Annotated in this window: 21 protein-coding genes, 1 tRNA gene and 1 pseudogene; 21 read left to right on the top strand and 2 right to left on the bottom strand. The window is 40.0% G+C overall.

Annotated elements, in window-relative coordinates:
- Positions 1 to 91: 91 nt before the first annotated feature.
- The 13 genes from CSV61_RS09685 to CSV61_RS09625 all read left to right on the top strand — a co-directional run bounded on the left by CSV61_RS09685 (position 92) and on the right by CSV61_RS09625 (position 12,442).
- Positions 92 to 1,453, top strand: a complete 1,362-nt coding sequence (locus CSV61_RS09685) for an acetyl-CoA carboxylase biotin carboxylase subunit (RefSeq protein ID WP_099639052.1) — start codon at positions 92 to 94, stop codon at positions 1,451 to 1,453.
- Between the two features lie 18 nt (positions 1,454 to 1,471).
- Positions 1,472 to 1,684 (top strand): acetyl-CoA carboxylase biotin carboxyl carrier protein subunit, encoded by a 213-nt coding sequence (locus CSV61_RS09680; RefSeq protein ID WP_083032037.1) that lies wholly within the window; start codon positions 1,472 to 1,474, stop codon positions 1,682 to 1,684.
- Positions 1,685 to 1,707: 23 nt separating this feature from the next.
- The gene (locus CSV61_RS09675) at positions 1,708 to 2,613 is read left to right on the top strand and encodes a hydroxymethylglutaryl-CoA lyase (protein WP_199173612.1); all 906 of its coding nucleotides are present in this window, start codon (positions 1,708 to 1,710) and stop codon (positions 2,611 to 2,613) included.
- Between the two features lie 13 nt (positions 2,614 to 2,626).
- Entirely contained in the window at positions 2,627 to 3,409 is a 783-nt protein-coding gene (locus CSV61_RS09670) for an enoyl-CoA hydratase (protein WP_099639100.1), read from the top strand.
- A gap of 26 nt (positions 3,410 to 3,435) precedes the next feature.
- Positions 3,436 to 4,980, top strand: coding sequence for an acyl-CoA carboxylase subunit beta (locus tag CSV61_RS09665; RefSeq protein ID WP_099639050.1), 1,545 nt, complete (start codon positions 3,436 to 3,438; stop codon positions 4,978 to 4,980).
- Between the two features lie 395 nt (positions 4,981 to 5,375).
- Positions 5,376 to 5,786: an SRPBCC family protein gene (locus CSV61_RS09660; protein WP_099639049.1), complete on the top strand. Its 411-nt coding sequence runs from the start codon at positions 5,376 to 5,378 to the stop codon at positions 5,784 to 5,786.
- A gap of 277 nt (positions 5,787 to 6,063) precedes the next feature.
- Complete coding sequence (locus CSV61_RS09655; protein WP_099639099.1) at positions 6,064 to 6,435, top strand: iron chaperone; 372 nt, start codon at positions 6,064 to 6,066, stop codon at positions 6,433 to 6,435.
- Between the two features lie 42 nt (positions 6,436 to 6,477).
- On the top strand, positions 6,478 to 6,876 hold the full coding sequence (locus tag CSV61_RS09650; RefSeq protein ID WP_099639048.1) for a VOC family protein: 399 nt from the start codon (positions 6,478 to 6,480) through the stop codon (positions 6,874 to 6,876).
- A gap of 318 nt (positions 6,877 to 7,194) precedes the next feature.
- Positions 7,195 to 7,686, top strand: a complete 492-nt coding sequence (locus CSV61_RS09645) for a DUF2975 domain-containing protein (RefSeq protein WP_099639047.1) — start codon at positions 7,195 to 7,197, stop codon at positions 7,684 to 7,686.
- 15 nt (positions 7,687 to 7,701) lie between these two features.
- Entirely contained in the window at positions 7,702 to 7,932 is a 231-nt protein-coding gene (locus tag CSV61_RS09640) for a helix-turn-helix domain-containing protein (RefSeq protein ID WP_099639046.1), read from the top strand.
- A gap of 278 nt (positions 7,933 to 8,210) precedes the next feature.
- On the top strand, positions 8,211 to 10,163 hold the full coding sequence (locus CSV61_RS09635) for a hypothetical protein (RefSeq protein WP_099639045.1): 1,953 nt from the start codon (positions 8,211 to 8,213) through the stop codon (positions 10,161 to 10,163).
- A gap of 107 nt (positions 10,164 to 10,270) precedes the next feature.
- Positions 10,271 to 11,959: an FAD-dependent oxidoreductase gene (locus CSV61_RS09630; protein ID WP_099639044.1), complete on the top strand. Its 1,689-nt coding sequence runs from the start codon at positions 10,271 to 10,273 to the stop codon at positions 11,957 to 11,959.
- A 129-nt stretch (positions 11,960 to 12,088) separates the two neighbouring features.
- The gene (locus tag CSV61_RS09625; RefSeq protein ID WP_099639043.1) at positions 12,089 to 12,442 is read left to right on the top strand and encodes a DoxX family protein; all 354 of its coding nucleotides are present in this window, start codon (positions 12,089 to 12,091) and stop codon (positions 12,440 to 12,442) included.
- Positions 12,443 to 12,495: 53 nt separating this feature from the next.
- Here CSV61_RS09625 and CSV61_RS09620 read toward each other — a convergent pair whose 3' ends face one another.
- Positions 12,496 to 13,338, bottom strand: a complete 843-nt coding sequence (locus CSV61_RS09620; protein WP_099639042.1) for an Rv1352/Rv1906c domain-containing protein — start codon at positions 13,336 to 13,338, stop codon at positions 12,496 to 12,498.
- Between the two features lie 190 nt (positions 13,339 to 13,528).
- Between CSV61_RS09620 and CSV61_RS09615 the strand changes: the two genes are divergently transcribed.
- The 8 genes and pseudogenes from CSV61_RS09615 to CSV61_RS09580 all read left to right on the top strand — a co-directional run bounded on the left by CSV61_RS09615 (position 13,529) and on the right by CSV61_RS09580 (position 23,792).
- Positions 13,529 to 14,488 (top strand): ring-cleaving dioxygenase, encoded by a 960-nt coding sequence (locus CSV61_RS09615; RefSeq protein WP_099639041.1) that lies wholly within the window; start codon positions 13,529 to 13,531, stop codon positions 14,486 to 14,488.
- A 149-nt stretch (positions 14,489 to 14,637) separates the two neighbouring features.
- Positions 14,638 to 15,282 (top strand): annotated as a pseudogene (locus CSV61_RS09610) (DUF3885 domain-containing protein).
- Positions 15,283 to 15,503: 221 nt separating this feature from the next.
- Entirely contained in the window at positions 15,504 to 15,902 is a 399-nt protein-coding gene (locus tag CSV61_RS09605; RefSeq protein ID WP_099639040.1) for an SET domain-containing protein, read from the top strand.
- A gap of 61 nt (positions 15,903 to 15,963) precedes the next feature.
- Positions 15,964 to 16,037: transfer RNA gene (locus tag CSV61_RS09600), tRNA-Arg, on the top strand.
- A gap of 944 nt (positions 16,038 to 16,981) precedes the next feature.
- On the top strand, positions 16,982 to 19,438 hold the full coding sequence (locus tag CSV61_RS09595) for a penicillin acylase family protein (protein ID WP_099639039.1): 2,457 nt from the start codon (positions 16,982 to 16,984) through the stop codon (positions 19,436 to 19,438).
- A gap of 759 nt (positions 19,439 to 20,197) precedes the next feature.
- A complete protein-coding gene (locus CSV61_RS09590) occupies positions 20,198 to 20,974 on the top strand; it encodes an SDR family oxidoreductase (RefSeq protein WP_099639038.1) in 777 nt (258 codons plus the stop codon).
- 57 nt (positions 20,975 to 21,031) lie between these two features.
- Positions 21,032 to 22,804 (top strand): acyl-CoA dehydrogenase family protein, encoded by a 1,773-nt coding sequence (locus CSV61_RS09585; RefSeq protein WP_099639037.1) that lies wholly within the window; start codon positions 21,032 to 21,034, stop codon positions 22,802 to 22,804.
- A 13-nt stretch (positions 22,805 to 22,817) separates the two neighbouring features.
- The gene (locus CSV61_RS09580; RefSeq protein ID WP_099639036.1) at positions 22,818 to 23,792 is read left to right on the top strand and encodes a quinone oxidoreductase family protein; all 975 of its coding nucleotides are present in this window, start codon (positions 22,818 to 22,820) and stop codon (positions 23,790 to 23,792) included.
- A 192-nt stretch (positions 23,793 to 23,984) separates the two neighbouring features.
- Here CSV61_RS09580 and CSV61_RS09575 read toward each other — a convergent pair whose 3' ends face one another.
- On the bottom strand, positions 23,985 to 25,061 hold the full coding sequence (locus tag CSV61_RS09575; protein ID WP_099639035.1) for an LCP family protein: 1,077 nt from the start codon (positions 25,059 to 25,061) through the stop codon (positions 23,985 to 23,987).
- Positions 25,062 to 25,070: the final 9 nt, after the last annotated feature.

Raw genomic sequence — 25,070 nt, 5'->3', positions numbered from 1 at the left:
CGGAGCCGGTCATTTGGCGGCTAACCTCCTATTCTCCTAAATAGATGCATAGAAAAGCTTGATTACACGATAAATGGAAAGGGTGAACACTATGTTTAAAAAGATTTTGATTGCGAATCGCGGGGAAATAGCGGCCCGTATCATGCGTACATGCAGAGAGCTCGGTATTAAGACCGTTGGTGTCTATTCGGAAGCGGATGCGGATGCTGTCCATGTCAAGCAAGCAGATGAATCCTACTTGCTCGGTGGACCACGTGTAACGGAAAGTTATATGAAAATCGATAAAATTTTAGAAGCAGCGCATCAGTCGAAAGCAGAAGCGATCCATCCAGGTTATGGTTTGCTTTCTGAAAATGCTGAATTTGCCCGTCGCTGCGAAGAAGAAGGATTTGTGTTCATCGGGCCTTCGCCTGAAGTTATTTCTGAAATGGGTAGCAAAATTGCGTCGCGCAAAGCGATGGAAAAAGCGGGTGTTCCGGTCGTGCCGGGTGTCACTCGTTCGCTTGCAGACGCGGAAGATGCGATCGAAGCGGCGGAAACTATCGGTTACCCCGTTATGCTGAAGGCGTCTGCAGGCGGTGGCGGAATCGGTATGCAAGTCGTCTATAGCGCTGACGAAGTCCATAAAGCGTTCGAAGGCAATCAAAAACGAGCGTCTGATTTCTTCGGTGACGGTGCAATGTATATTGAGAAACTCGTCGAGAAGCCACGCCATATCGAAATTCAAATTTTAGCGGACAATGAAGGAAATACAGTGTACTTATGGGAGCGCGAATGCTCCATACAGCGTCGCCATCAAAAAGTATTGGAAGAAGCGCCATCTTCATTCATTTCAGAAGAGACCCGAAGAAAAATGGGCGAAGCAGCAGTAAAAGCAGCGAAGTCTATCGGCTATAAAAACGCAGGCACGATTGAATTTTTAGTCGACGCAGATCAAAACTTCTACTTTCTTGAAATGAATACAAGACTCCAAGTAGAGCACCCGATTACGGAAGAAATTACGGGGCTTGACTTAGTGAAAGAGCAGCTTCATATCGCTGCGGGGAAAACACTTTCATTTACGCAAGAAGACGTCAAGCGTGACGGGCACGCAATTGAAGTACGGATTTACGCAGAAGATCCGAAAACATTTTTCCCTTCACCAGGGACGATTACGAAACTGGAGCTACCGGAAGGGCCGGGCATACGCCACGAATTGTCAGTCCACAGAGAGTCGGTCGTTACACCGTTTTACGATCCGATGATCGCGAAACTCGTCGTCAAAGGTACAGATCGTAGCGAAGCGATCGACCGGCTTCAGGAAGCACTTTTAAACTACCACATCGAAGGCATCAAGACGAATATTCCGATGCTCCAGGAAGTAGCAGCGCATGAAGCATTCCATGTTGGGGATACGACGACGGAATTCGTGGAAAAATATTTAACAAAGAAAAAACAAAAACAAACGAAGTGACTCTTGGGAGGAATTACGATGACAGAAATTACAGCAAGCATGGCAGGGAGCGTTTGGAAAGTACTTGTAAAAGCAGGAGACGAAGTAGAAGAAGATCAAGATATTGCTATCTTGGAATCGATGAAAATGGAAATACCGATTGCTACTGATTTTGATGGTGTCGTAAAAGAAGTAAGAGTGAACGAAGGTGAATTCGTCAACGAAGGAGACGTCATCGCAGTCATTGAATAATTCCTATAGAGGGAGCTGAAATGATGAAATGGCCTGAAACGATTACGATTAAAGAAGTCGGACCGCGTGACGGACTGCAGAACGAAAAAATCTTCATTCCGACCGAAGATAAAATGGCTTGGATTAATATGCTGTCCAAAAGCGGACTGCCATCGATTGAAGTGACGTCTTTCGTCAATCCGAAATGGATTCCAGCACTTGCGGACGCAGGTGATGTGATGGCGGGTATTAAGCGAGAATCGGGCGTTTCTTACTCGGCCCTCGTCCCGAACCGCCAAGGGCTTGAACGGGCTTTTGCATCGGATATCGATGAAGCAGCGGTGTTCATGTCGGCGAGCGAAACGCATAATTTGAAAAATATTAATAAAACGATCGCGGATACACTGCCTGTTTTAAATGAAATTGTTCAAGACGCGAATGCGGCAGGTAAGAAGACGAGAGGCTATGTGTCAACAGTGTTCGGTTGCCCGTACGAAGGAATGGTCGATACGGAAGCGGTCGTCCGCGTGTCGGAATCACTGTTTGACATGGGCATTGACGAATTATCGCTGGGTGATACGATCGGCGTTGCGAATCCACGGCAAGTCCAGGAAATGCTTGACGTGCTGCTGAAACGTTTTCCAGCAGACAAATTGGCTATGCATTTCCATGACACGCGTGGGACAGCTTTAGCGAATGTTTTAGCGTCGCTTGATATGGGCATTACAGTGTTCGACAGTTCAGCTGGCGGGCTAGGTGGTTGTCCGTACGCACCTGGTGCTTCAGGCAACGTAGCGACAGACGATTTATTGTATATGCTACACGGCATGGGTATTCATACCGGTGTCGATGAAGAGAAAATTTTAGCGGCATCCATGTTTATTCAAGAAAAAATCGGCAAGGTGCTTCCAAGTAAAAATTTGCAGGCTGCCGGTGCACATGATAAATGAAGGATGTGAAAAAATGGAAAATAAAGTGGTATATGAAAAGCGCGACGACGGAATTGCGGTCCTCTTATTGAACCGTCCGGAAGCGGCAAATGCATTGTCAATCGAGATGCTGAATGGGCTTAACGATGCGCTGGTGGAGTGCCGCTATGACCGGGAAATCCGGGCTATTATCATAACGGGCGCTGGCGAAAAAGCTTTTTGTGCAGGTGCTGATTTAAAAGAACGTGCAGGAATGAATCCGGTCGATGTGCGCAAGACAGTTTCATTGATCCGCCAGACGATTAACGGCATTGAATCACTGCCGCAGCCAGTCATCGCCGCAGTCAACGGCGTTGCGCTCGGTGGCGGGACAGAACTGGCATTGGCGTGTGACATCCGAATTGCAGCAGAGTCGGCAAAGTTCGGACTAACCGAAACTTCGCTCGGTATTATACCGGGAGCCGGCGGTACGCAGCGTCTACCAAGGTTGATCGGCAAAGGACGGGCAAAAGAGCTTATTTTTACAGCGCGTAAAGTGGAAGCGGCAGAAGCATTGGAAATCGGGCTCGCTGAATACATTGTGCCGCTCGATCAGCTGATGGAAAAGGTGCTTGTCGTTGCAGGACAAATTGCAGCGAACGGTCCACTTGCTGTCACGCAGGCCAAGTTCGCGATCGACCATGGGTATGACGTCGATCTGCAGACAGGACTCGCGATCGAACAGAACGCCTATGAAGTGACGATTCCTTCAAAAGACCGACTTGAAGGACTGCAGGCATTCAAGGAAAAACGCAAACCTGTATACACTGGCGAATGATGAATAATCATAAGGGAGGCAAGACTATGACAACAGATACGAAATCTTTGCAGCAAACATTGAATGAAAGAGTAGAGCAGATTAAAAAAGGTGGCGCACCGAAATACCATGACAAAAATGCGGAACAAGGGAAAATGTTCGTCCGAGATCGCTTAAAATTGTTATTCGATTCAGAACTTGAAATTGAAGACGGCCAATTTGCGAACTGCATGGCGGGCGATCTTCCTGCTGACGGTGTTGTTACAGGCATGGGGAAGATTAACGGCCAAGTTGTTTGCGTCATGGCGAATGATTCTACAATCAAAGCAGGTTCATGGGGCGCACGAACAGTGGAAAAAATTATTCGTATCCAGGAAACCGCTGAAAAATTGAATGTGCCGCTCGTTTATTTAGTTGATTCAGCAGGCGCACGGATTACGGATCAAGTCGAAATGTTCCCGGGTCGCCGTGGTGCAGGGAGAATTTTCTACAACCAAGTAAAATTATCCGGCCGGATTCCGCAAATCTGCGTCTTGTTCGGACCGTCAGCTGCTGGTGGTGCATATATCCCAGCTTTTTGCGATATCGTCATTATGGTCGACAAAAACGCTTCGATGTACCTTGGATCGCCGCGCATGGCTGAAATGGTCATCGGCGAAAAAGTAACGCTCGAAGAAATGGGCGGAGCGCGCATGCACTGTTCCACTTCAGGATGCGGCGATGTGCTAGCGAAAAATGAAGAAGATGCAATTGCAGCGGCCCGGAGATATTTATCGTATTTCCCGGCAAACTTCTCAGAAAAGCCGCCTGTACGTGATGCAGTAATGCCGAAACAGCTGGATAAGGCACTGGAAGAAATTATTCCAAAAAATGAAAACGCTCCGTTTAATATGCACGACTTGATCAAAGGGATTATTGATGAAGATTCATGGTTTGAAATTAAGAAACTGTTTGCAGGCGAGCTTATTACTGGCCTTGCGCGCATCGACGGTAAAGCAGTCGGCATTATCGCCAACCAGCCGCGTGTTAAAGGTGGCGTGCTATTCCATGACTCTGCCGACAAAGCGGCAAAGTTCATTAACCTTTGCGATGCATTTCACATTCCGTTATTGTTCTTAGTTGACGTACCTGGATTCATGATCGGAACGAAAGTAGAGCGTGCGGGCATCATCCGCCATGGCGCGAAAATGATTTCTGCAATGTCAGAAGCGACAGTGCCGAAAATTTCCGTCATCGTGCGCAAAGCGTATGGAGCAGGGTTGTACGCCATGGCTGGGCCGGCATTTGAGCCGGACGCGTGTTTAGCTCTACCAACTGCTTCCATCGCGGTCATGGGACCTGACGCGGCGATCAACGCAGTCTACGCAAATAAAATTGCCGCATTGCCTGAAGAAGAGCGCGCAGCGTATATTGAAGAGAAGCGCAACGAATACAAAGAAGATATCGATATTTACCATTTAGCTTCAGAAATGATTATCGACGGCATCATCCCAGCAGATTCACTGCGCGATGAGCTGATTACTCGCTACGAAGCGTACGCGACGAAATACATTCAGTTTACAGACCGCAAGCATCCCGTGTATCCGGTGTGATGGCAAGTGGCAGGCATCTGTCAAGGGGCTTTTAATTAATTATTTAAGTTTATATTTTCGTGAATTGGTAAATAGAACGTATACACACAGTACGCAAACTATCGCTATGATTGCATTTTCATATTTTTATGAGGCGTAATAGGTTGAAATCTAGAGGCGAATTAAAAAGGCACGGTAAACATTGTCAAATCAATGTTTACCGTGCCTTTTTGTATAGGAATTCAAATAGCCACACTAAAAAGCAAAAAAATAAAGAATTACTCTGAAAGAAAAGACTGAACGCGAATTTAATTATAGGTAAGTGAATAAAGAGGTGCCAATTATGCCTAGAATATACAATGACACGACACTAACCGGTGTCACCATTTAAAAAAGTGTTATCGGAGGAATGGACAATGGCAGATATAACAGTAGATTTTCAATTTTCAAGTTCAATTGAAGAAGTGTGGAAAGCATTAACAGATTCAGAAATGCTGGCAAAATGGATATGGAAAAATGACTTTACACCAGTGATCGGAGAAAAATTCCAATTTCGTTCTGAGCCAAATGAATGGTGGGATGGAATTATTCATGGCGAGGTGCTTGAAGTAGAAGAGCCTCATATCTTATCTTACACTTGGGCAAGTGCCGGAGAAACGACTACAATTACATGGACATTATCAACAAATTCAAATAGTGCTACACATGTGTATTTTGAACAAACTGGTTTCAGTAAAGAAACAAAAGCGACTAAAGGAGCTATTGAAGGAGCAAAATACAGTTGGATGAATTTTGGGGATCAACTTAAACAAATAGTAGAACAATGATTGCATATGGCTTTAGCTAACTAAACAAGCTCTGATAGCGTATAATAAGTAAAGATAAACAGCTCACTAAATGGTCCTCTTTGCTAATTAGTGTTCTGTTTTACGATTTAAGGACAACTGGAATCTATACATCTACTCTATTCAGATAGCAATCAATCATTTTTATTCGAAGATGAACTAGAAAGTATGGCTGAGCAAGCATCGACAGGTGTAACGTATTTAAATCCAGGAAAGATGTTGTTATAAAAGGTTAGTAATTACTTTGGGAGGGATCTACATAATGGTTTTTTCAAAATACTTAGCAAGCATTGATAATCCAGACCATCGTGATCGGATAGAGGAAATTTTGAACTGGGTTGCTAATGAATTTCCCGATTTGGAACCAATAATCAAATGGAATACACCCATGTTTTCTGATCATGACACATTTATTATTGGTTTTTCTACAGCTAAGCATCATATAAGTGTTTCACCTGAACCGGCAGGGATAGCGAACTTTGCAGATGATATTGCACAGCTCGGCTACAGTGCGACTAAAGGTTTGTTTAGAATTCGGTGGAATGAACCGATCCATTACGAATTGCTTAAGAAAATTATTGAATTTAATATTCAAGATAAAGCAGATTATACTAGTTTTTGGCGGAAATAGAACAGTAAAAATAAAGTTTATGTAAAGAAAGGAAAGTTTAATGTGAAGGACATAAAGCCATTTTTAATGTTTCAAGGTGGGACCGCGGAAGAAGCTATGAAATACTACACTTCTCTCATCGAGGATTCAGAAATTAAAAGCATTACTCGTTACGGACCTGAAGGACCTGGTGAAGAAGGTACAGTATTTCAAGCGGTATTTTCATTAAAAGGACAGGAGTTCATGTGTATCGATAGCCATGTTGATCATGAGTTTACATTTACACCATCCTTCTCTATTTATGTAACATGTGATACTGAAGAGGAAATTGATAGTCTGTATGAAAAAATGATGCAAAATGGCACAGCACTCATGCCGATCAACAATTATGGGTTCAGTAAAAAGTTCGGATGGCTAAATGATCAGTTCGGCATTTCTTGGCAGTTGAATTTGCCAGAGTAATTCAGACGCAAATGGTCTGTGAGATATTTCACAATTGGCTACTTAACTAAAGTATGTAGGTTTTTTATAGACAATATAAACAGTAAACGCTGACTCATTTATAAAATATAAATGGGTTAGCGTTTTTTTATCGACAGTATTGTTGAAGTTTTATGAAAGTAAATCCAAGTTTTTTTGTCTATTTTGGTGTAATCCAGACGGAAGGGATCATACAAGTTAAATAGATAAAGTATTACTGTACAACATATATTTATTGATAATCGATAAATATATGTTAAAATGAAATTTACAATATAAAAGGTAAGTGAGGTGCTTTTTATGAAACGAGGAACGACACTGTTTTTAAAAATAGCCGTTGTCTTTATTGGTATTCCAGTTCTAGCTTTATGCATATTTTTATTGCCACAGGTAGCTAGTGAAGCAAGTGAAGCAGCAGGAAGAGGTTGGGATTTTGTATATGTGGTATATAGTATTTTACTAGTCATGTATATTTCGGTGATCCCATTTTATTTTGCATTGTATCAAACCTTTAACTTATTAAGGTTTATTGACAAGAATCTAGCTTTCTCCGAGTTATCTGTTAGGTCTCTAAAGAAAATTACATACTGTGCGATCACAATCAGTGGCTTGTATGTAGTAGCCTTTCCATTCATCTTTATAATGGCAGAGATAGACGATGCCCCAGGACTGATAATAGTCGGAATGATCCCTATTTTTGCTTCCATGGTGATTGCGGTGTTTGCTGCTGTTCTTCAAAGGCTTTTAAATGAAGCTATAGATATAAAAGAGGAAAATGATTTAATAGTCTGAGCTGAGGTGAGTAACATGGCAATTATCATCAATATTGATGTAATGTTGGCTAAAAGGAAAATGAGTGTCACGGAACTTTCTGAGCGAGTTGGAATTACTATGGCAAACATTTCAATACTGAAAAACGGCAAGGCAAAAGCGATTCGACTATCGACTTTGGATGCGATTTGTAAGGCTTTAGAGTGTCAGCCTGGAGATATTTTGGAATATAAAATGGATGAAGACACTGTAAGCCCAGTAGATTAGAAAAAGTTATTCAATTACCAGGCCTATAATTCAACAGATAATAATAAAATACTAAAAGATATAGAGTATTTCCGTGAAATATGGAATGCTCTATATTTTTGTCTATATCAAAATAGATGGATCGACCTGTTGAAGGTCCTAAGTTGAAACTACGATTTCTAGTAGAGAAAATAGGCTAATCGCGATATGATAGGAATAGCCCAAACTTTATTATTTCTAGGATAGAGTTTGTTATTCGTACAGATCAACTCGTTGTCAGATGTTAAGGGGGAATTAGTTTGGATATTTATCAAGAGTTTTCAGCGCGACACTTTGGGGCTTATTTGGATTCGGAAGAGTTCTTGAATTATATGTTGCGTCAGTGGTTGCTAAAAGGGCGTCATTTGGATGTGTGTCATGTCATCGACCATCCTTCGTTTACGAAAGTGATTAACGAATGCCGGAATGATGAACGGTACGCATTGCTCGTAGAACTATCTGACTTGTATGGCAGTGAAATTACTTTAGCGAGCCAATATAATGAAACTTTACTCGCGCTAGCTTATGGGGAAGAATTCGATCCGTTTGAGTTGGATCAGGATACTAAAGCTAAAGGGGATTGGCGGTACCATCTTTGGTTCTATTTCTTCAATAATGAAGGGTATGTGGCGGAATCCTGGCAACTGTTCAATTCAAAAATATATCCGTTATGTGCAACATTGAATAACACACGTGCTGATCACATGCAGACGCTTGCTAGGTATTTCAATGAACTTAGTGTATTAATGGATAAAACACGAGACCCCGATATTTTGGAAAGCGTAACGAAAAAGACCATCATGAATCTGTATGACCTATTTTTACAAGTTGTGCACAACGATACATTGATCGACATTCCGACGAAGCGGAGTTTTTGTAAACGTTTGATTCATATGATGAAGTACAAGAAGATGCACAGTATTGGTCTGGAATTCTATATTACTTTCAATGATCTATTCGATCTAAATGATATACCAACCGTCATTAGCTTGGTAAATCTTTCTAAGTCTGCCTATGATTATCACGCGGTACATGTTTTGCACGGTGATATGCAAGCAGTTCAATATCGCATCGAGAAATATAAAGGAGATATCGTTTCCCAGTTAACGAACATTTCCGAGTACATATTACGCATGAAGAACGTAATTGAGGAGCAACATGGTGGGAAGATCAATGAAGATTCCTTTATACAGGCCGATTTCAATTTTTTCTTTTACGAATGTGGGATTGAAGAAATGTGTACAGCAAATTTTTCTGAATTACCGTTTGAAGATCAAGACGCTATACTAAGAAACTTACTGAATGCAATGATTTGTTTTTATAAGGCGGATAAAACATTAACTTCAGAAGAAGGCAATGTAAAAGAACCTGCTTTGAACTTATTGATAGGCTGGGAATTAGGAAATGAAGGTATGAAGTTAAGAAACCGTATCCTATCGTTGATACCTGACGAGGGAATCGGATACCGCGAGATTATGATTTCGGATGCCCTGACCCAATTAGATCAATATCTGACAGAGTTTTATTTGAATGATTTATCTCCAGCCGTGGAAGCGGTCCTACAAAAGGCTGAGCAATACGATCTGGAACCAATTGACCCTAAACAAGCGATGACGCTGCTAGAAGAGACCTTTACATCACTGCATCCCCAGAGTGCGTTGATTTTCAATAAAGAAGAGAAAGAACGCTTTGAATTAGCTGGTAAAAAACTGCCACAATTATTGAAATCCAACGAAGTGAAACGACTAGTAACGACTGCAGAAGTGAAATGGCATGAACTTGAAAGTGACTCTCAATCAGAAAGTCACCAAACCAGTCAAAAAGCGGCTTTTATTACAGCTGATTATGTAAAGGCAGTGGAAGAGTTCTTCAGTCATGTTCTAGTTAAAGCTCGCGCTGATAAACAGACGATGCCCTTAATAGATGTAGCGATGCCAGAATCAGGATTGACCTCTGTCGAGATCGGCAGTGAAGAGTACTATCATTATGTCACGCTCGGTAGTTTCTATCATTATATTAGTGCAAACGGGACGAGTCTATTGAAGGAAAGTGTAGATAAAGTACATGTCGTAGAGTACCTCACACACTGGGTTAATAGTATTCGTGCTTCTTCATTCGATAAAGAGGCGGAGTTGACAATCGAGACGGCACAAGTTTTAAGAAGAGAAACGATGATCCTACTTAAGCGCCTGGTTGCAGACTTTGCGAATTAATTCTCAAGCTACAAATAAACTATGAACCCTAAATCAATTCGTTGACTATATACCTGCAGGGGTATATAGTTTTCTTAAGATGAATGACTAAATAAGGGGATGGCAAGATGAAGATTGTAGTAATAGGTGGAGTAGCAGGTGGAGCTTCAACAGCTGCACGTATTCGACGTATGGATGAGCAAGCGGAAATCATTATGTTTGAAAAAGGTCCACATGTTTCTTTTTCTAACTGTTCTTTACCGTTTTATCTCAGTGGAATTGTAGAAGATAGCGACCAGCTCGTATTAATGGATCCGGTAGCTTTTAAAAATAAATATAATATCGAAGCGCGTGTTAAACAAGAAGTGATAGCGATTAATCGTAAAGAAAAAACGGTGAGTGTTTCGCATCTGCTGACAGGAGAAACGTATGAAGAGAGCTACGATCGACTAGTGCTCTCTCCAGGAGCAAGTCCAATCGTTCCCAATTTGGACGGTGTAGATTCGAAACACGTTTTTACTGTTCGAAACGTAGAAGATATTGAGCGTCTGAACAACTATGTAGAAACGAAAGACATAGACAATATAGCGGTCATCGGTGGTGGATTCATCGGTGTAGAAGTGGCAGAGAACTTAAAGCTCGCCGGACGGAATGTCTCAATAATTGAATTTGCTAACCAGGTCATGATGCCTTTTGATTATGATATGGCTCAAATATTGCATAAGGAACTAATGGATAAAGGGATTGAAGTGATTGTAGAGGATGGATTGGCGAAAATCGATGATAGCCATATTACCTTAAATTCTGGCAAGCAAGTGGATGCCCAAGTGGTTGTCCTAGCAATTGGTGTTCGTCCCGAGACAACGCTTGCGAAAGAAGCGGATCTTGAAATTGGAGAGCTTGGCGGTATTAAAGTAGACGCCAATTACCGGACAAACGATCAATCGATTTATGCAGTGGGAGATGCCATTGAAGTGTATCACCAGTTACTTCATAAACCGACGAGACTGGCTTTAGCGGGTCCTGCTCAACGTCAAGCACGTGCCGCAGCGGACCATATGTATGGTATACCTCATCAAAACAAAGGCGTCATCGGTTCATCAAGTATCCAAATTTTCGACTTGGTAGCAGCTTCTACAGGTCTCAATGAGAAAATGGCGACTTCTGCAGGAATCCAGCATGACAGCGTGTATATTATTGCACCCGATAAAGTTTCCTTAATGCCTACTAGTAACCCACTCCATTTCAAATTAGTTTTTGAAGTACCGACAGGGAAAATATTAGGAGCTCAGGCAATTGGTAAAGGAAATGCGGATAAGCGGATTGATGTCATCGCGACACTCATCTCGATGGGTGGAACGCTAGAGGATTTAAAAGAGCTTGAGCTGACCTATTCACCTATGTACAGTACAGCTAAAGACGTTGTCAACCTAGCCGCACTTGTTGCACTTAATATTCTATACGGTCGTTATGAGCAAGTTCATGTTTCAGAAGTGCGTGAACTAGTAGAGCGAAACGCTGTAATTATTGACGTGCGTGAGGAAAATGAATTTGCGAGAGGACACATATTAAATGCGGTCAATATTCCACTCAGCCAACTCCGTGATCGTATGGAAGAAGTGCCAAAAGATGTGCCTGTTTATGTTCATTGCCGTTCTTCACAACGTAGTTACAATGCATTGATGGCCTTGCAAAACAGCGGTTTTGATAACATTGTGAATATATCAGGTTCTTTCCTCGGTATATGCTTATATGAATACTTCAATGATGTGGTCTTGGATCGAGAGAAAATTGTGACAGAATATAACTTTAATTAACCGTAGTATATGGCCTAGGCTCTTCGTCAGAGCTTGGGTCTTTTTTATATACTATATATTTGATTTAGTTTACGAAGAATGCATAAAGGGCACTAGCAAAGTAGAAGAAAAGTTAGGAGACTATAATGTATGAAAAAAATTGCTTTATACGTGTTTTGCCTGTTATTTTTAGCGGCAGGAATCGGTCACTTCGCAATAGAATCAGTATTTACAAGCATGATGCCCGAGTGGGTACCGTTTAGAAACGCCGTTGTGTACATATCAGGTGTAATGGAAATCGCATTGGCTATTGGATTATTCATGAAGCGGACACGCTATGTTACAGGTTTTTTAATCGCTTTATTTTTAGTAGTTGTATTTCCGGTTAATATATATATGGCTTTTACAGCTGAGAATTATGATGTATCCGCAACAGCACTGTGGCTAAGGCTTCCGCTGCAATTTGTATTGATTTGGTGGGTATTGAAAGTACGAAAGGTCTAAAAGTCTAAAAGCAAAAGAACACACAAAACCAAAAGAAGTTTTGTGTGTTCTTTTTATTGTATTTCTAAATAAGCATTCCGGATCGTCAGATATTCACCGTTCTTTATGTCAATAGATGTTTCACCTTCTACTACATCGCTTATGAGAAGATCCATCATATCCTGTCGGCTATTTTTGCTGATTTCATAAAATCCTATATCGCTTTGATCATCTACCAACAATGTATAAGAACCAGCGGGAATATCTGTACCTACTTTGTACTGGCCATCTTTATATATTCCATTTTCCGGTTTAATACTAGGTGCGGAAGCTACAGGATACATTTCTCCACCTTTTAGCGTAAAGTATTCTCCTTGGTGTAAGGTTACGTATGTATGAGAACGTCCATCCAGTGCAACGTTGAATACAATACTGTCAGGATTGCCTGATTGATCCGTAGTGTTTTCCAAGAGTGTAACGCCATTAGAGAAAACGAGGTACTCACCTGGTTCAATATCAGTCCCTACATGATATGTACCATCTGTAATGGAAGTCACAGTGGACGGGTTGGTTTGTTTTTTCGGTTCTGTTGGCTTAGGTGTTGTTGCTGACGACTGTGTCGAAGTTGCACCAGAAACAGTGTTAGATGGCTGTGTAGGCTCTTCTTTCATTGGTTCATCAGGTTTTGTTGCATCTTTTTTGGTTTCATTCTCTTGGGGCTTTTCCTTCTTGGCATTTTCTGAGTGTGTAGATTCATCAGATGGTTCTGTTGGTTTTTCTTGTGTCGGTGTTTCGATTGAAGCTGGCTTTTCTGTTGTAATTTCAGGCGTTTCTTTGTTGCTAATAATGGCTATAATTAATGCTACGAGTAATACAGCTGCACCCGCTACAACCCACCATATTTGTTTTTTATTCATATAGTATGTACCCTCACTTTTTACATTGTATCTATATAATACATGATAATCCTTGACAGAATCTACCTATTAGGTAGTTTATTAAGCAAAGAAATTGATTGTTTACCAGCCTACCTATAAATTGAAACGTAACCAAGTAGTCAAAGATGGGGAACAGCTAGTAAGAATGAAATCTTAAGGAGGAATTATGATGAAAATTAAAGGTCTTCACCATATGTCAGCTATTACAGCGGATGCGAAGAAAAATTTAGACTTTTATACGAATGTTTTAGGAATGAGATTGGTGAAAAAGACTGTCAATCAAGACTCACCTTCTATGTATCATTTATTTTATGCAGACGAGAAAGGGAATCCTGGAACGGACGTGACGTTTTTCGAAATTCCCCGTGCTGGAAAGACATATGCTGGAACAAACAGTATCTCTGCTACTTCGCTACGTGTACCAACTGATCAAGCGTTGAAGTATTGGAAATCCAGATTTGAAGAATTTCACGTACCGCACGAAGAGATACGAGAGCAAGCAGGGAGATTCGTGTTGTCTTTTCAAGATTTTGAAGGTCAAAGACTCGTACTGATTTCAGATGAAAACAATACAGGTGTTGCAGGGGGCATTCCATGGGATCAGAGTCCTGTACCAAAAGAATATGGCATCGTTGGATTGGGACCTTCACGGTTCACTGTGGAAAACGTAGATGAAACGACAGCGCTTCTCACAAATATTTTAGGGTTTGAAGAAAAGGAACGTTATGCTTCTGAAACTGAAGGGCAACCCGATATTATTATTTTTGAAACGGGCGAAGGAGGAACCGGGGCTGAAATCCACCTGGAACAACGAACAGATCTTCCACGAGAACGTCCGGGAAGAGGCAGTGTTCATCATATTGCATTACGTGTGGAAGATGAAGATGAATTAAATGAATTTATTCATAAGTTGAATGACAATGGCATTCCCAATTCTCAATATGTAGATAGATATTATTTTCATTCAGTCTATTTAAAAGATCCGAATGGTTTGACGATTGAAATAGCCACGGATGGACCGGGGTTTGCTACGGATGAGGAAGTAGAGCATTTAGGGGAAAGCTTGGCATTGCCGCCATTCCTCGAACATCGTCGTGAAGAAATCGAAAGTCGTTTGGAACCTTTGTGAGAGGTGTATGTTTAATTCGTTATTACATTTGAAAGAGAAAGTTCAGCGCAAGAAGTAAATTTGTTGTGCTGAACTATGAAGATACGTTGAAAGAACAACGAGATTTTGCGTAAACCATCATGTAGATATCCGTACCGGAGAGTGAACTAGTGAATACTTTAGAAAAATACTTGACTGAATATTTTACTGAGATTGAATTGGCCCCTGCTCTATTTTACGAAACAAGTAAAGCTATTCGCTTTGAAATTTCACAATCTATTGCGTTTAGTGAGCCCGATTTCTTAAAACAAGCATTTTATCGATCCATTACGTTTTTTGAAGCGGTATTTGAAAACGAAGATGAAATTATGGTGGTCACGGATGTCCATACAAACAATCATTTTCTACGTGAAAGACCATTGAACGTTTATTCTAAGTATATAAAACGAAAAGAATTGGTGTATAAATTACGGTTTTCTACAATTCCCAATCCCCATGGTCATGAGGAGGAAGGAATTCTCACGCATCGATTTATGCTTACTTGTAAGAAACGGGATATTCGGTATAAGCAATTGCTGAAAGCGATTTGTTATGAAGATTTTGCTGATCCCACAACCATTTTAAGACGCAACCCTGAAAGTGATTAAGATATTTTCTTCGTCAACTTATCGAAAAACATCATCTATCATCTATACGATGATCGAGGGTGTGATATCATAGCGGCTGACAAAGAATCTATTCGATATCTCTATGAACAATACTCGGATTGGATTCTTGATTATGATAAGCGAGAGGTAGATAAAGTTTTTGCATAGAAAAATAGAGATTTTATGTATGGAATGTATGGAGTCAAATGTCTATTCAGGTCAGTTGCAACACCTGTAAATTATACGTAAGTGTACAGTCGGCATTTATCTGTTAACAGGAAGTAACTGCTGTTGGAGTCCGTTTTTATTTATAAGAAAAGAAAACAGCAATCGGATGGATTTAGTGGTATACTAGCCAAGTATAATTTACAAGCGAGTAGGTGAAAGACATGATCGAAGTAAAACTTTCTCCGATTGGTGAAGGGGAATTCAATAAAGGAGTATTCGCGAAATGCGATATTAAAGAAGGACAGCTGATACACGAGGCACCTGTTATCTCCTATCCAAATGAACAACATCAACATATTGAAAAAACCGTTCTAGCTGACTATGCTTTTGAGTATGGAGAAAACCATACGGCGATCTTGCTTGGCTACGGAATGTTATTCAATCATTCCTATGAACCGAATGCAACCTATGATATTAATTTCGATCACCATACATTTGATTTCTTTGCTTATAAAGATATCAAAGCTGGCGAAGAGATTTTGATTAACTATAATGGCGACGTAGACGATGATGAACAGTTATGGTTTAATGAAGATTATGATGGTACCGCTAATGATTAATTAAAAGCATGAGAACACTTTGAGTCAGCAAATGAATCGAAGTGTTTCTCATTTCTATCATGTCCTAGTAGCTCAGCTGGATAGAGCAACGCCCTCCTAAGGCGTAGGTCGGGGGTTCGAATCCCTTCTGGGACGTAATCAAGACATTTTAGAAGATGTCAAGAAACTTATAGAGTGCTACAAACGTTGTAATCACAACGTTTGTAGCTTTTTTGTTTTTAATGAAGTCGTTAGTAAACGACGGTAAATTAAACCACTGTACACATTTACTGCATCATATCTCGAAAATAGCGTTTGTACTCATTCCATCATCTACTAGTTCATCTGTAATGATATGTGCATAATACTTCAATGCGGTGTGAATGTTTTTGCGCCTTAACCTCTTGGAAACATACTATACGGATAACTCTCTATACAATAAGATATTTGCGTAATGTATGACTTAAATCATCAATCGAAATCAATTCGATATCTAGACTCTTAAGCGTATTTTGTAAATAAGGTGTTATCTTCATTCCTGTTCTTGGCAGTCTCAGTTAGAGATGATATCATCTGTGAAATCAAAGTAAGGGGAGCAATCCGTTTTCCTACAAACTTTGCGGTCTGTTTCCTCTTCGTAAGGTTCTCCTTTCTCAGAAATCCATCTCAACTGCTATCTAAATTTCTTTTAAGTACAGTTAATTCCAAAATATATAATTTCAATATCCGCGACAAGTTTAAGTGCTGAAATACACCCTTTTATACCTACTTCAATTAAATATTTAACGAACTAAAGACTGAATATTTTTAAAATTATTGACTTACAAATGCGGATGTATATAATGAAAAATACGGTTATCGTTTTAAAACCGTTATACAACTGAGGATTTCATATACCTTTATAAAAACGATGATTCGATGGCGAGTAGATGGGGGGGGCACAATGTTAAAATATAGATCTCTATTTATAGGGAATGAAAGCGTTATCACCTAACAAAACTATATTGAAATGTGGATATTTCAATATAGTTTTCTAGATTAGTAAGTACAAACATAGTTTGAATTAATTGGTAGCATAAAAATTGATAGGGGGTATTTTATTGAAGCGCTCAATGAGGTTATTTACACATACGGCACTTATTTTAGTTTTAATCTTTTTATCTGCCTGCTCAAAAGAGGATGAATTGTTAAATGAAAATGTACAAGCAGGTTCCAAAGCTGTTGAAGTCCATCGCGATGAATTTGGAGTACCACATATTTATGCGGACTCGATGGAAGACTTATATAAATCTTATGGTTATGTAATGGCACAAGATCGACTTTTTCAGCTAGAGATGTTTAAACGGGCTAATGAAGGAACAGCTGCGGCAGTGTTTGGGGAAGAGTATCTAGCGCATGATGAAAAGATCCGACGTGATGGACATACTGATGAGGCGATTCAGAAAATGATTGATAAGATGGATCCTTTTGCGAAGGAAGTTATTGAAAACTTTTCAAGTGGGATTGACCGCTATGTCGAAGAGGCCATGGAGGATCCTAAAAATAAATTATCAAAAGAATTTGAAGAGTATGATCTGAAACCTGGCAATTGGACAAGTGTAGACGTTCTTCGCTTGTACATGGCATCTATGACGGCTTTCATGGATCAGGAACAAGAGCTTGAAAATGCTTCTATTTATGCCAAATTGTTAGATGAATACGATGAAGAAAAAGCGCAAGCAATCTTTAATGATATGGTTTGGATAAATGACCTAGATGCACCAACGAGTTCGGATAGCGATGCATCAATTGGTGAAGGGACTCCTTTTGCAAATGCTAAAACGCTAGATCAAGTGGCATTTGCAGGCGAGGCTGTCTCTTCAATGCGAGAAGATTTTATTGAGAAACGACAGGAACTAGGAGTTCCATTAAAAGTAGGAAGTAATGCAGCGATTATTGGTGCTTCAAAGTCAGAATCCGGTAACCCAATCATGTTTGGTGGACCACAAGTAGGTTTCACAGCACCTGGATTTATTTATGAAGTCGGGCTTCATGGTCCAGATCTTGATATTCAAGGTTCATCATTTATTGGATATCCATTCATTATGTTCGGTGCGACGAATGATTTTGCCTTTACAGCAACCGCTGGATATGGTGATGTATCAGATATTTTTGAAGAAGAAGTCAACCCCGAAAATCCAAACGAGTATAAGTTCAATGGAGAATGGGTTGAATTTGAAAAAAGAACGGAAAGTATTGATGTGAAGAATGATAATGGAGAGATTGAAACGGTCACTCGAGAATTTCAAGATAGTGTTCATGGCCCCATTATTTTTAAAGACGATAATAACACCATTGCATACAGTAAAAAGTGGGCATTTCGAGGAACTGAAGCAGACAGTTGGGCAGCTTATTTAAAGATGAACTATGCAAAGAGTCGAGACGATTTTGCGACTGCTGCAAGAGAGTATACCATGTCATTGAATTGGTTTTATGCTGATAAAAACGATGAAATTGCTTACTATCATGTCGGTCAAATACCAGAGCGGGATGAGCGAGTAGATTGGCGTTTCCCAACGCCAGGAACAGGTGAATATGAGTGGAAAGGTTTTCTAGACACAGCAGAAAATCCACATGAGGTCAACCCTGAACGTGGTTTTGTAGCAAATTGGAACAACAAACCTGCACCCAACTGGAATACGAATGAACAAAACTATATGTGGGGCGCAGATCACCGAAATCATCAATTTATTGACAGAATTAGTGAACGAAATAAGCTAACGATGGAAGATGTAAATGAAGTAAACTATGAAGCAAGCTTTGTTAATTTGAGGACACGTTGGTTCAAGCCATTTTTGCTAGAGGCTCTTTCAGTGAAAATAGATAGCGATCCTAAATATAAGGAAGCTTACTCTATTTTGGAGGATTGGAATAATTTAAATGAAGATAAAGACAATGATGGCCACTATGATTCAGCCGGTGCAACAATTATGAAGGCCTGGTGGGATCAGTTCTTTGTGAATGTTACAGAGGAGGATATTGGTAAGTTTTATGAAGAGATGAGACCATTTGTTGACCATCGATCAGGTGGATCAAGTTTATTGACCCATCTTGTACAAGGAGAGAAAGCTGCGTTACAAGTAGAAAATGATTGGTTAAAAGGACGTAAAATTGAAGAAATTGCACGTGAAAGTTTCGATCAAGTTGTAGTTGAGCTAGAAACAGAATATGGTGTGTCTATGAAAGATTGGATCATGCCAATTGAGACGATGACATTCGGAGCTAAATCGCTTATAGGGGTGCCGCATGGACTCGGAGATCAGCAGCCAATTATTTTTATGAATCGCGGGAGTGAAAATCATTTTGTGGAAATGACAGAGAATGGCCCTGTGGGCATGAATATTACACCACCTGGCCAGGTAGGTTTCATTAAACAAGATGGTGAGTATTCACAACATTATAAAGATCAAATTGAAATGTTTAAAAACTTTGAATATAAACAAATGTTATTTGAGAAAGAGGATGTTCTAGAACATGCTGTAGAGACATTTGAAATCGATATTCAAAAAGAGAAATAGGTTGAATTAGGTTTTATTATGAAAGAATTTTAGAGGGAACTTAAAACAGAAACTGGGAGAAAAAATATTTTTCTCTCATTTTTTTTTATTAAGGAACGCGAGCGGATTAATTATATATATAGTTTAAAATCAAAAACTCTTCCGTAGTGGCTATTAGAAATAGAAAGATGAAATCACTGACTTAGCGTAAGTTGCCGATCGCATTGCAATTCCATTGAATTGTGATTGACTCATACAAATTAAACTAAGCTTTGCTAGGGACGGGGGTGTAAAAGGGTTTTGCAAGTTGATGATAAATGTTTAAATAGTTTTTGCTTGTTAATGGATTTGCTAATTCCCTCTTACTATGAAAGTGCTTCTTCGTTATAAAAGATAATGTACCAGTCAATAGATACGTAATCTGTACGTAAATTATACGTATTAAATAGTTGAAACCTTATTATATAAGGCGTAGGCCGGGGGGTTCGAATCCCTTCTGGGACGTCCTAAATAGGTAGCAAATATTGCATGTTAAGATCCTTCTAACTTTACTGTGTTAGAAGGATTTTTATTATGAGTTTTAAAAACTAATTTTTATTCTACCATAATATTCTTCTCGGTTAAGTTGTACGAGGTGAAAGTAAAGCCTTGCTAAATAATAGCTAAGCGTTTAATATGATAATTATATCTTTTTATTCTGAACATACCAACTGGTTAGTACGTAGAAGTTTTTTTATGCAACGAAGTAAAATAGCTATTTATAGAAAAGGGGAAATAGACATGACTGTTCTAGACTTGTTTAATTTAAAGGGTAAAACAGCAGTAGTTACTGGTGGCGGAAGAGGATTGGGTGCACAAATTGCAAGGGGTTTTGCAGAAGCGGGAGCGAATGTTGTGGTCTGTTCGCGCAAGGTAGAATCTTGTATGGCCATGAGTGAAGAGTTAGAAAAGCTAGGTGTGAGATCAATAGGTTTAGCTTGCGACGTGGCCAATGAAGAAGATGTGAAGAGAGTAGTTGAAGAGACCGTAAAGGAATTTGGAACCATTGATATTCTGGTGAATAATAGCGGTGCCACATGGGGTGCACCGACAATAGATATGCCGATCGAAGCTTTTCAGAAAGTGCTGAACGTAAACGCAACGGGAACATTTATCATGAGCAGAGAAGTGGGAAAAGTCATGATCAAGCAAAATAGCGGAAAAATCATTAATATTGCTTCAGTTGCAGGACTTGGCGGTACACATCCAGATTTTATGGATACGATTGGTTATAATACTAGCAAAGGTGCAGTCATTGTATTGACTAAAGATTTGGCAGCAAAATGGGGACGATATAATATTAACGTGAATGCAATTGCCCCAGGATTCTTCCCAACGAAAATGTCGAATGTCACCATTGAAAACGGTCGTGAGTACATTTTAAATGGCACACCATTAAATCGATTGGGTAACGAAGATGATTTAAAAGGTATAGCTGTATTTTTAGCATCAAAAGCGTCTGATTACATGACGGGGGACGTATTGGTGGTAGATGGTGGTATGAGTAGCCAAATCTAGTAAGCGAAAATCGGGACGAAGTCTTCACATGTATTATGGATAAAGGAGAGAACATACATGTCTAATCAAAATCAGCTCTACCATGGTGCTGCTTTTCTATATCGCCCAACTTTACCACATGAAGTATTTACTCCAGAAGAATTTACTGACGAACACCATATGATTGCACATACAGCAAAAAACTTTATACAAAAAGAAGTACATCCGTGGAATAAAGAAATTGAAAAACAAGATTTTGCTTTAGTGAAATCATTGTTAACGAAGGCAGGAGATCTCGGTTTATTAGCACATAGTATACCGGAAAAATATGGCGGGCTAGGTCTCGATAAAATTACTAAAGGACTCGTGGGTGAGCATTTAGGCTCTGCGGGGGGATATAGTGTGGCGCATTCCAATCATACATGTATAGCTACACTACCTATCACGTATTTCGGGACGCAGTGGCAAAAAGAATACTATTTACCCAAATTGGCATCTGGTGAATTTATTGGTGCTTATTGTTTAACAGAGCCCACTTCAGGTTCTGATGCATTATCGGCAAAAACAACAGCTAAGTTAAATGAAGAAGGCACACATTACATGTTGAACGGCTCCAAATTGTATATTACAAATGCTGCTTTTTCCGATACATTTATCGTGTATGCAAAAGTAGACGGTACATCATTTACCGCATTTATTGTAGAGAAAGATTTCCCGGGAATTACTCTTGGCCCGGAAGAGCAGAAAATGGGGATCAAAGGTTCATCCACGACTGCAGTATACTTTGAAAATTGTGAAGTTCCTGTTCGTAATCTACTGGGAGAAGTGGGGAAAGGTCACCATATTGCATTGAACGTACTCAATTTAGGGCGTTTTAATTTAGGTTCTGCAACAATGGGGGCTTCTAAATTTAGCATGAAGTTAGCAATTGATTATACAAAAGAGCGCAAGCAATTCGGAAAATCTATCGCTGAATTTACTGCTACAAAAGAAAAGGTAGGGGATATGACGACGCGGATTTATGCTGCAGAATCACTTCAGTACCGAACTGCCTCTCTTTTAGAGGATGCACTTGGTGATATGGAGCATTCAGAGGATCATCGTCTTCTTGCCAAACGCATGATGGAGTATGCTGTAGAATGTGCGATTTGTAAAGTATATGGTTCTGAAACACTAGATCGAGTAGCCGATGAGTCATTGCAGCTTCACGGAGGGTACGGGTATATCAAAGATTATGCAATTGAACAAGTGTACCGTGATTCACGTATTAATCGAATCTTCGAAGGGACGAATGAAATTAATCGGTTGCTCATTCCAATGTCCTTACTAAGTCAAGCATCTAAAGGGATGGTTCCACTTCAGGAATTGGTAGAAGAAGCGAGTAAAGCACTGACCCTCCCAGCAACTCTCCAAAGCACTGAACTTTCAAGAGAACAACAAGCAGTTGCGTTAGTAAGAAATATTTACTTACTTAGTATCGGCCTCACCTATCAAAAGTATGGAGACAATATTGTGAATGAGCAGGAAGCTCTCATGAAACTTGCCGATCTAGCAATTGATCTCTATGCAATGGAATCAGCTGTCTTACGGACAATTAAGGCGATAGAGTCTTCACATATCAAATCTGTCTCGCTAAAAATTAACATAACAGAAGTGCTTGTGACGGATACATTGCTACAAGTAGAAATGAATGCGAGAAAACTACTTTCTAGTATTGTTTCAGGAGATTCTAAAAAATATATTTTGAACAATATTTTTAATAGATGTAGTGAATTAATGGTTGAAAATACAGTGGAAACAAAACGTGAAATTGCAGACGCAGTTAACCAGGCAGAAAATTATATTTCATAAAGGGGAAGATGACATGAAAGCAATTCAATTAGAACAGTATGGAGGGCCAGAAGTTCTTCAACTTGTAAAAATAGATAAACCAGCTGTAGGGGATCAAGATGTACTTGTGGAAATTAAAGCCATTGGTGTGAATTATGCAGATGTTGCACGCCGTGAAGGAAAGTATGTAGTACCGACACCACTTCCTTTTGTTCCGGGAGCTGAGGTGGCAGGGGTTATTACGGAAGTCGGGAAAAACGTGAAGCGTTTTAAGCCAGGTATGCGAGTAGTATCACTCATTGAATCGGCAGGCTATTCCGAATATGCAGCAATCCCAGAAATGACACTTGCACCGATTCCAGACGGCGTGGAATATACCGACGCAGTCGCGCTACCTCTTCAAGGTCAGACGGCTTATCACATCTTAAAGACTATGGGGCGATTAGAAAAAGGAGAAACAGTTCTTGTACATGCAGCAGCAGGTGGTGTAGGAGCGATCGCAGTGCAATTAGCAAAACTGTTTGGTGCCGGCAAAGTTATTGCTACAGCGAGTAGTGAGGAAAAGCTAGCACATGCAAAAGAAATGGGTGCAGATCATCTAGTCAACTACACAGAAGAAGGCTGGGAATTAAAAGTACGGGAACTGACGGATGGTAAAGGTGTAGATGTGGCGCTAGAGATGGTCGGGGGAGACATATTTAGAAAAACACTAAAATGTCTTGCACCATTTGGACGCATGGTAGTCTTTGGTGCGGCAAGCGGAGAACGGTCTCCAATGGATGCCGGAGAATTAATGCAACGGAATCAATCTGTCATTGGCTTTTTCTTGCCGCAAATTATGAAAAACTTTGAAGTATATCAAAATAGCTTTAAAGAGTTACTAGACTATGTACGAAATGGAGACCTACAACTAACAATAGGTGGGACATTTGATTTGGAAGAGGCGGCAGAAGCACAGCGACAATTGCAAGGTAGGAAGACGATGGGGAAGTTAGTGTTAACCACGTAATATAAAACAGAAAATGTAAATTGAATTTCATGTAGGATCACAGGAAATGTTTCATATCTTTGAAGAGCTAAATGAATGAGGCTAGGTAAAAAAGAAATCCATTCTGGTATATAATTAATATAACGAAAAAATAAGCTGTTCCGGTCTGTTGGATGACTGGAACAGCTTATTCTTCTGTATACGTATACCGTTTTAGAATTGCTGGTCTTGATTATATGGTTGATCTTCTGCATATTCTCCATCTTGTTCGCTTCCATCGTCTACGGATTCATCCTCGATCGATAAAAACTCTCGTAATGCTTGTTTGTTCTGTTCTAAGTTAATCTCGAGAACAGCACCAACGTCTGTGCGTAGGTCCCCAAATGATCCTTCTACAGGAATACGCAGTGATTCCATTTCGTTATTCTTTCCGCCGGTCAACATGCCTTTAGCAATAGTGAAGATAGTTTTACTGTCGATGTTCGTATCAATATATGGATCAATAACACCCATTAGCTTTGGTATATTGACGAGCGTTTGTAGACTCATCGCTTCGTCTTTTAGTTTTGCTAACGCTTCTTGCTGACGTTCCACACGACCGTAATCACTGTGGATGTCGTGGCGGAATCGGACGTAACCGAGTAATTGATCTCCATTTAATCTTTGCAGGCCAGGGTAGAGCGTTAAACCTAAGCCGTGTGACATCTCATATGGAATATCGACTTCAATACCGTCAGGTGCAATGACATCGACGATTTTAGAGAAACCTTCGAAATTAACAATCGCGTAATATTGTACATCCACGTCAAAATTATGCTTAATTGTTTGTCGGACTAATTCAGGTCCACCAAGTGCATAAGCAGCATTGATCTTTTCCATGCCGTGGCCTGGAATGTCGACATATGTATCACGCATTAGAGAGATTAACTTTACTTTGTTTGTTGTCTGATCGTAGTGGCCAATCATTAAAGCGTCTGAACGAGTATCATCTTCATCGCCTCTTGCGTCATCACCGATCAATAATACGTTAATTTCACCGAATTGTGATTCGCTACCTTCAAAGTCGTCAAAGGCGGAATTTCTATCAGAAAAAGTATTACTGCTATCGCTAAGTTCTGTATGTATTTCATTTGTATTGCCACCATTCGCAAGGGACAGGCCGTTGGAATATTGTGCAGCAACATATCCGCCACCCGCTAAAAGTAGCATAGTGAATACCATGAATAGTAACCGTTTATATTTTCTTTTAAGTTTTTTCTTACGACGCTTTCCAGTTTCTTTGTTTTCCATTAATGTCAC

Origin of the sequence: Sporosarcina sp. P3 (genome assembly GCF_002743415.1) — a bacterium.
GTDB classification, from domain to species: domain Bacteria; phylum Bacillota; class Bacilli; order Bacillales_A; family Planococcaceae; genus Sporosarcina; species Sporosarcina ureae_A.
Note: the sequence above shows the minus strand (reverse complement) of the source record. Positions and strands in the feature narration are given on the sequence as shown.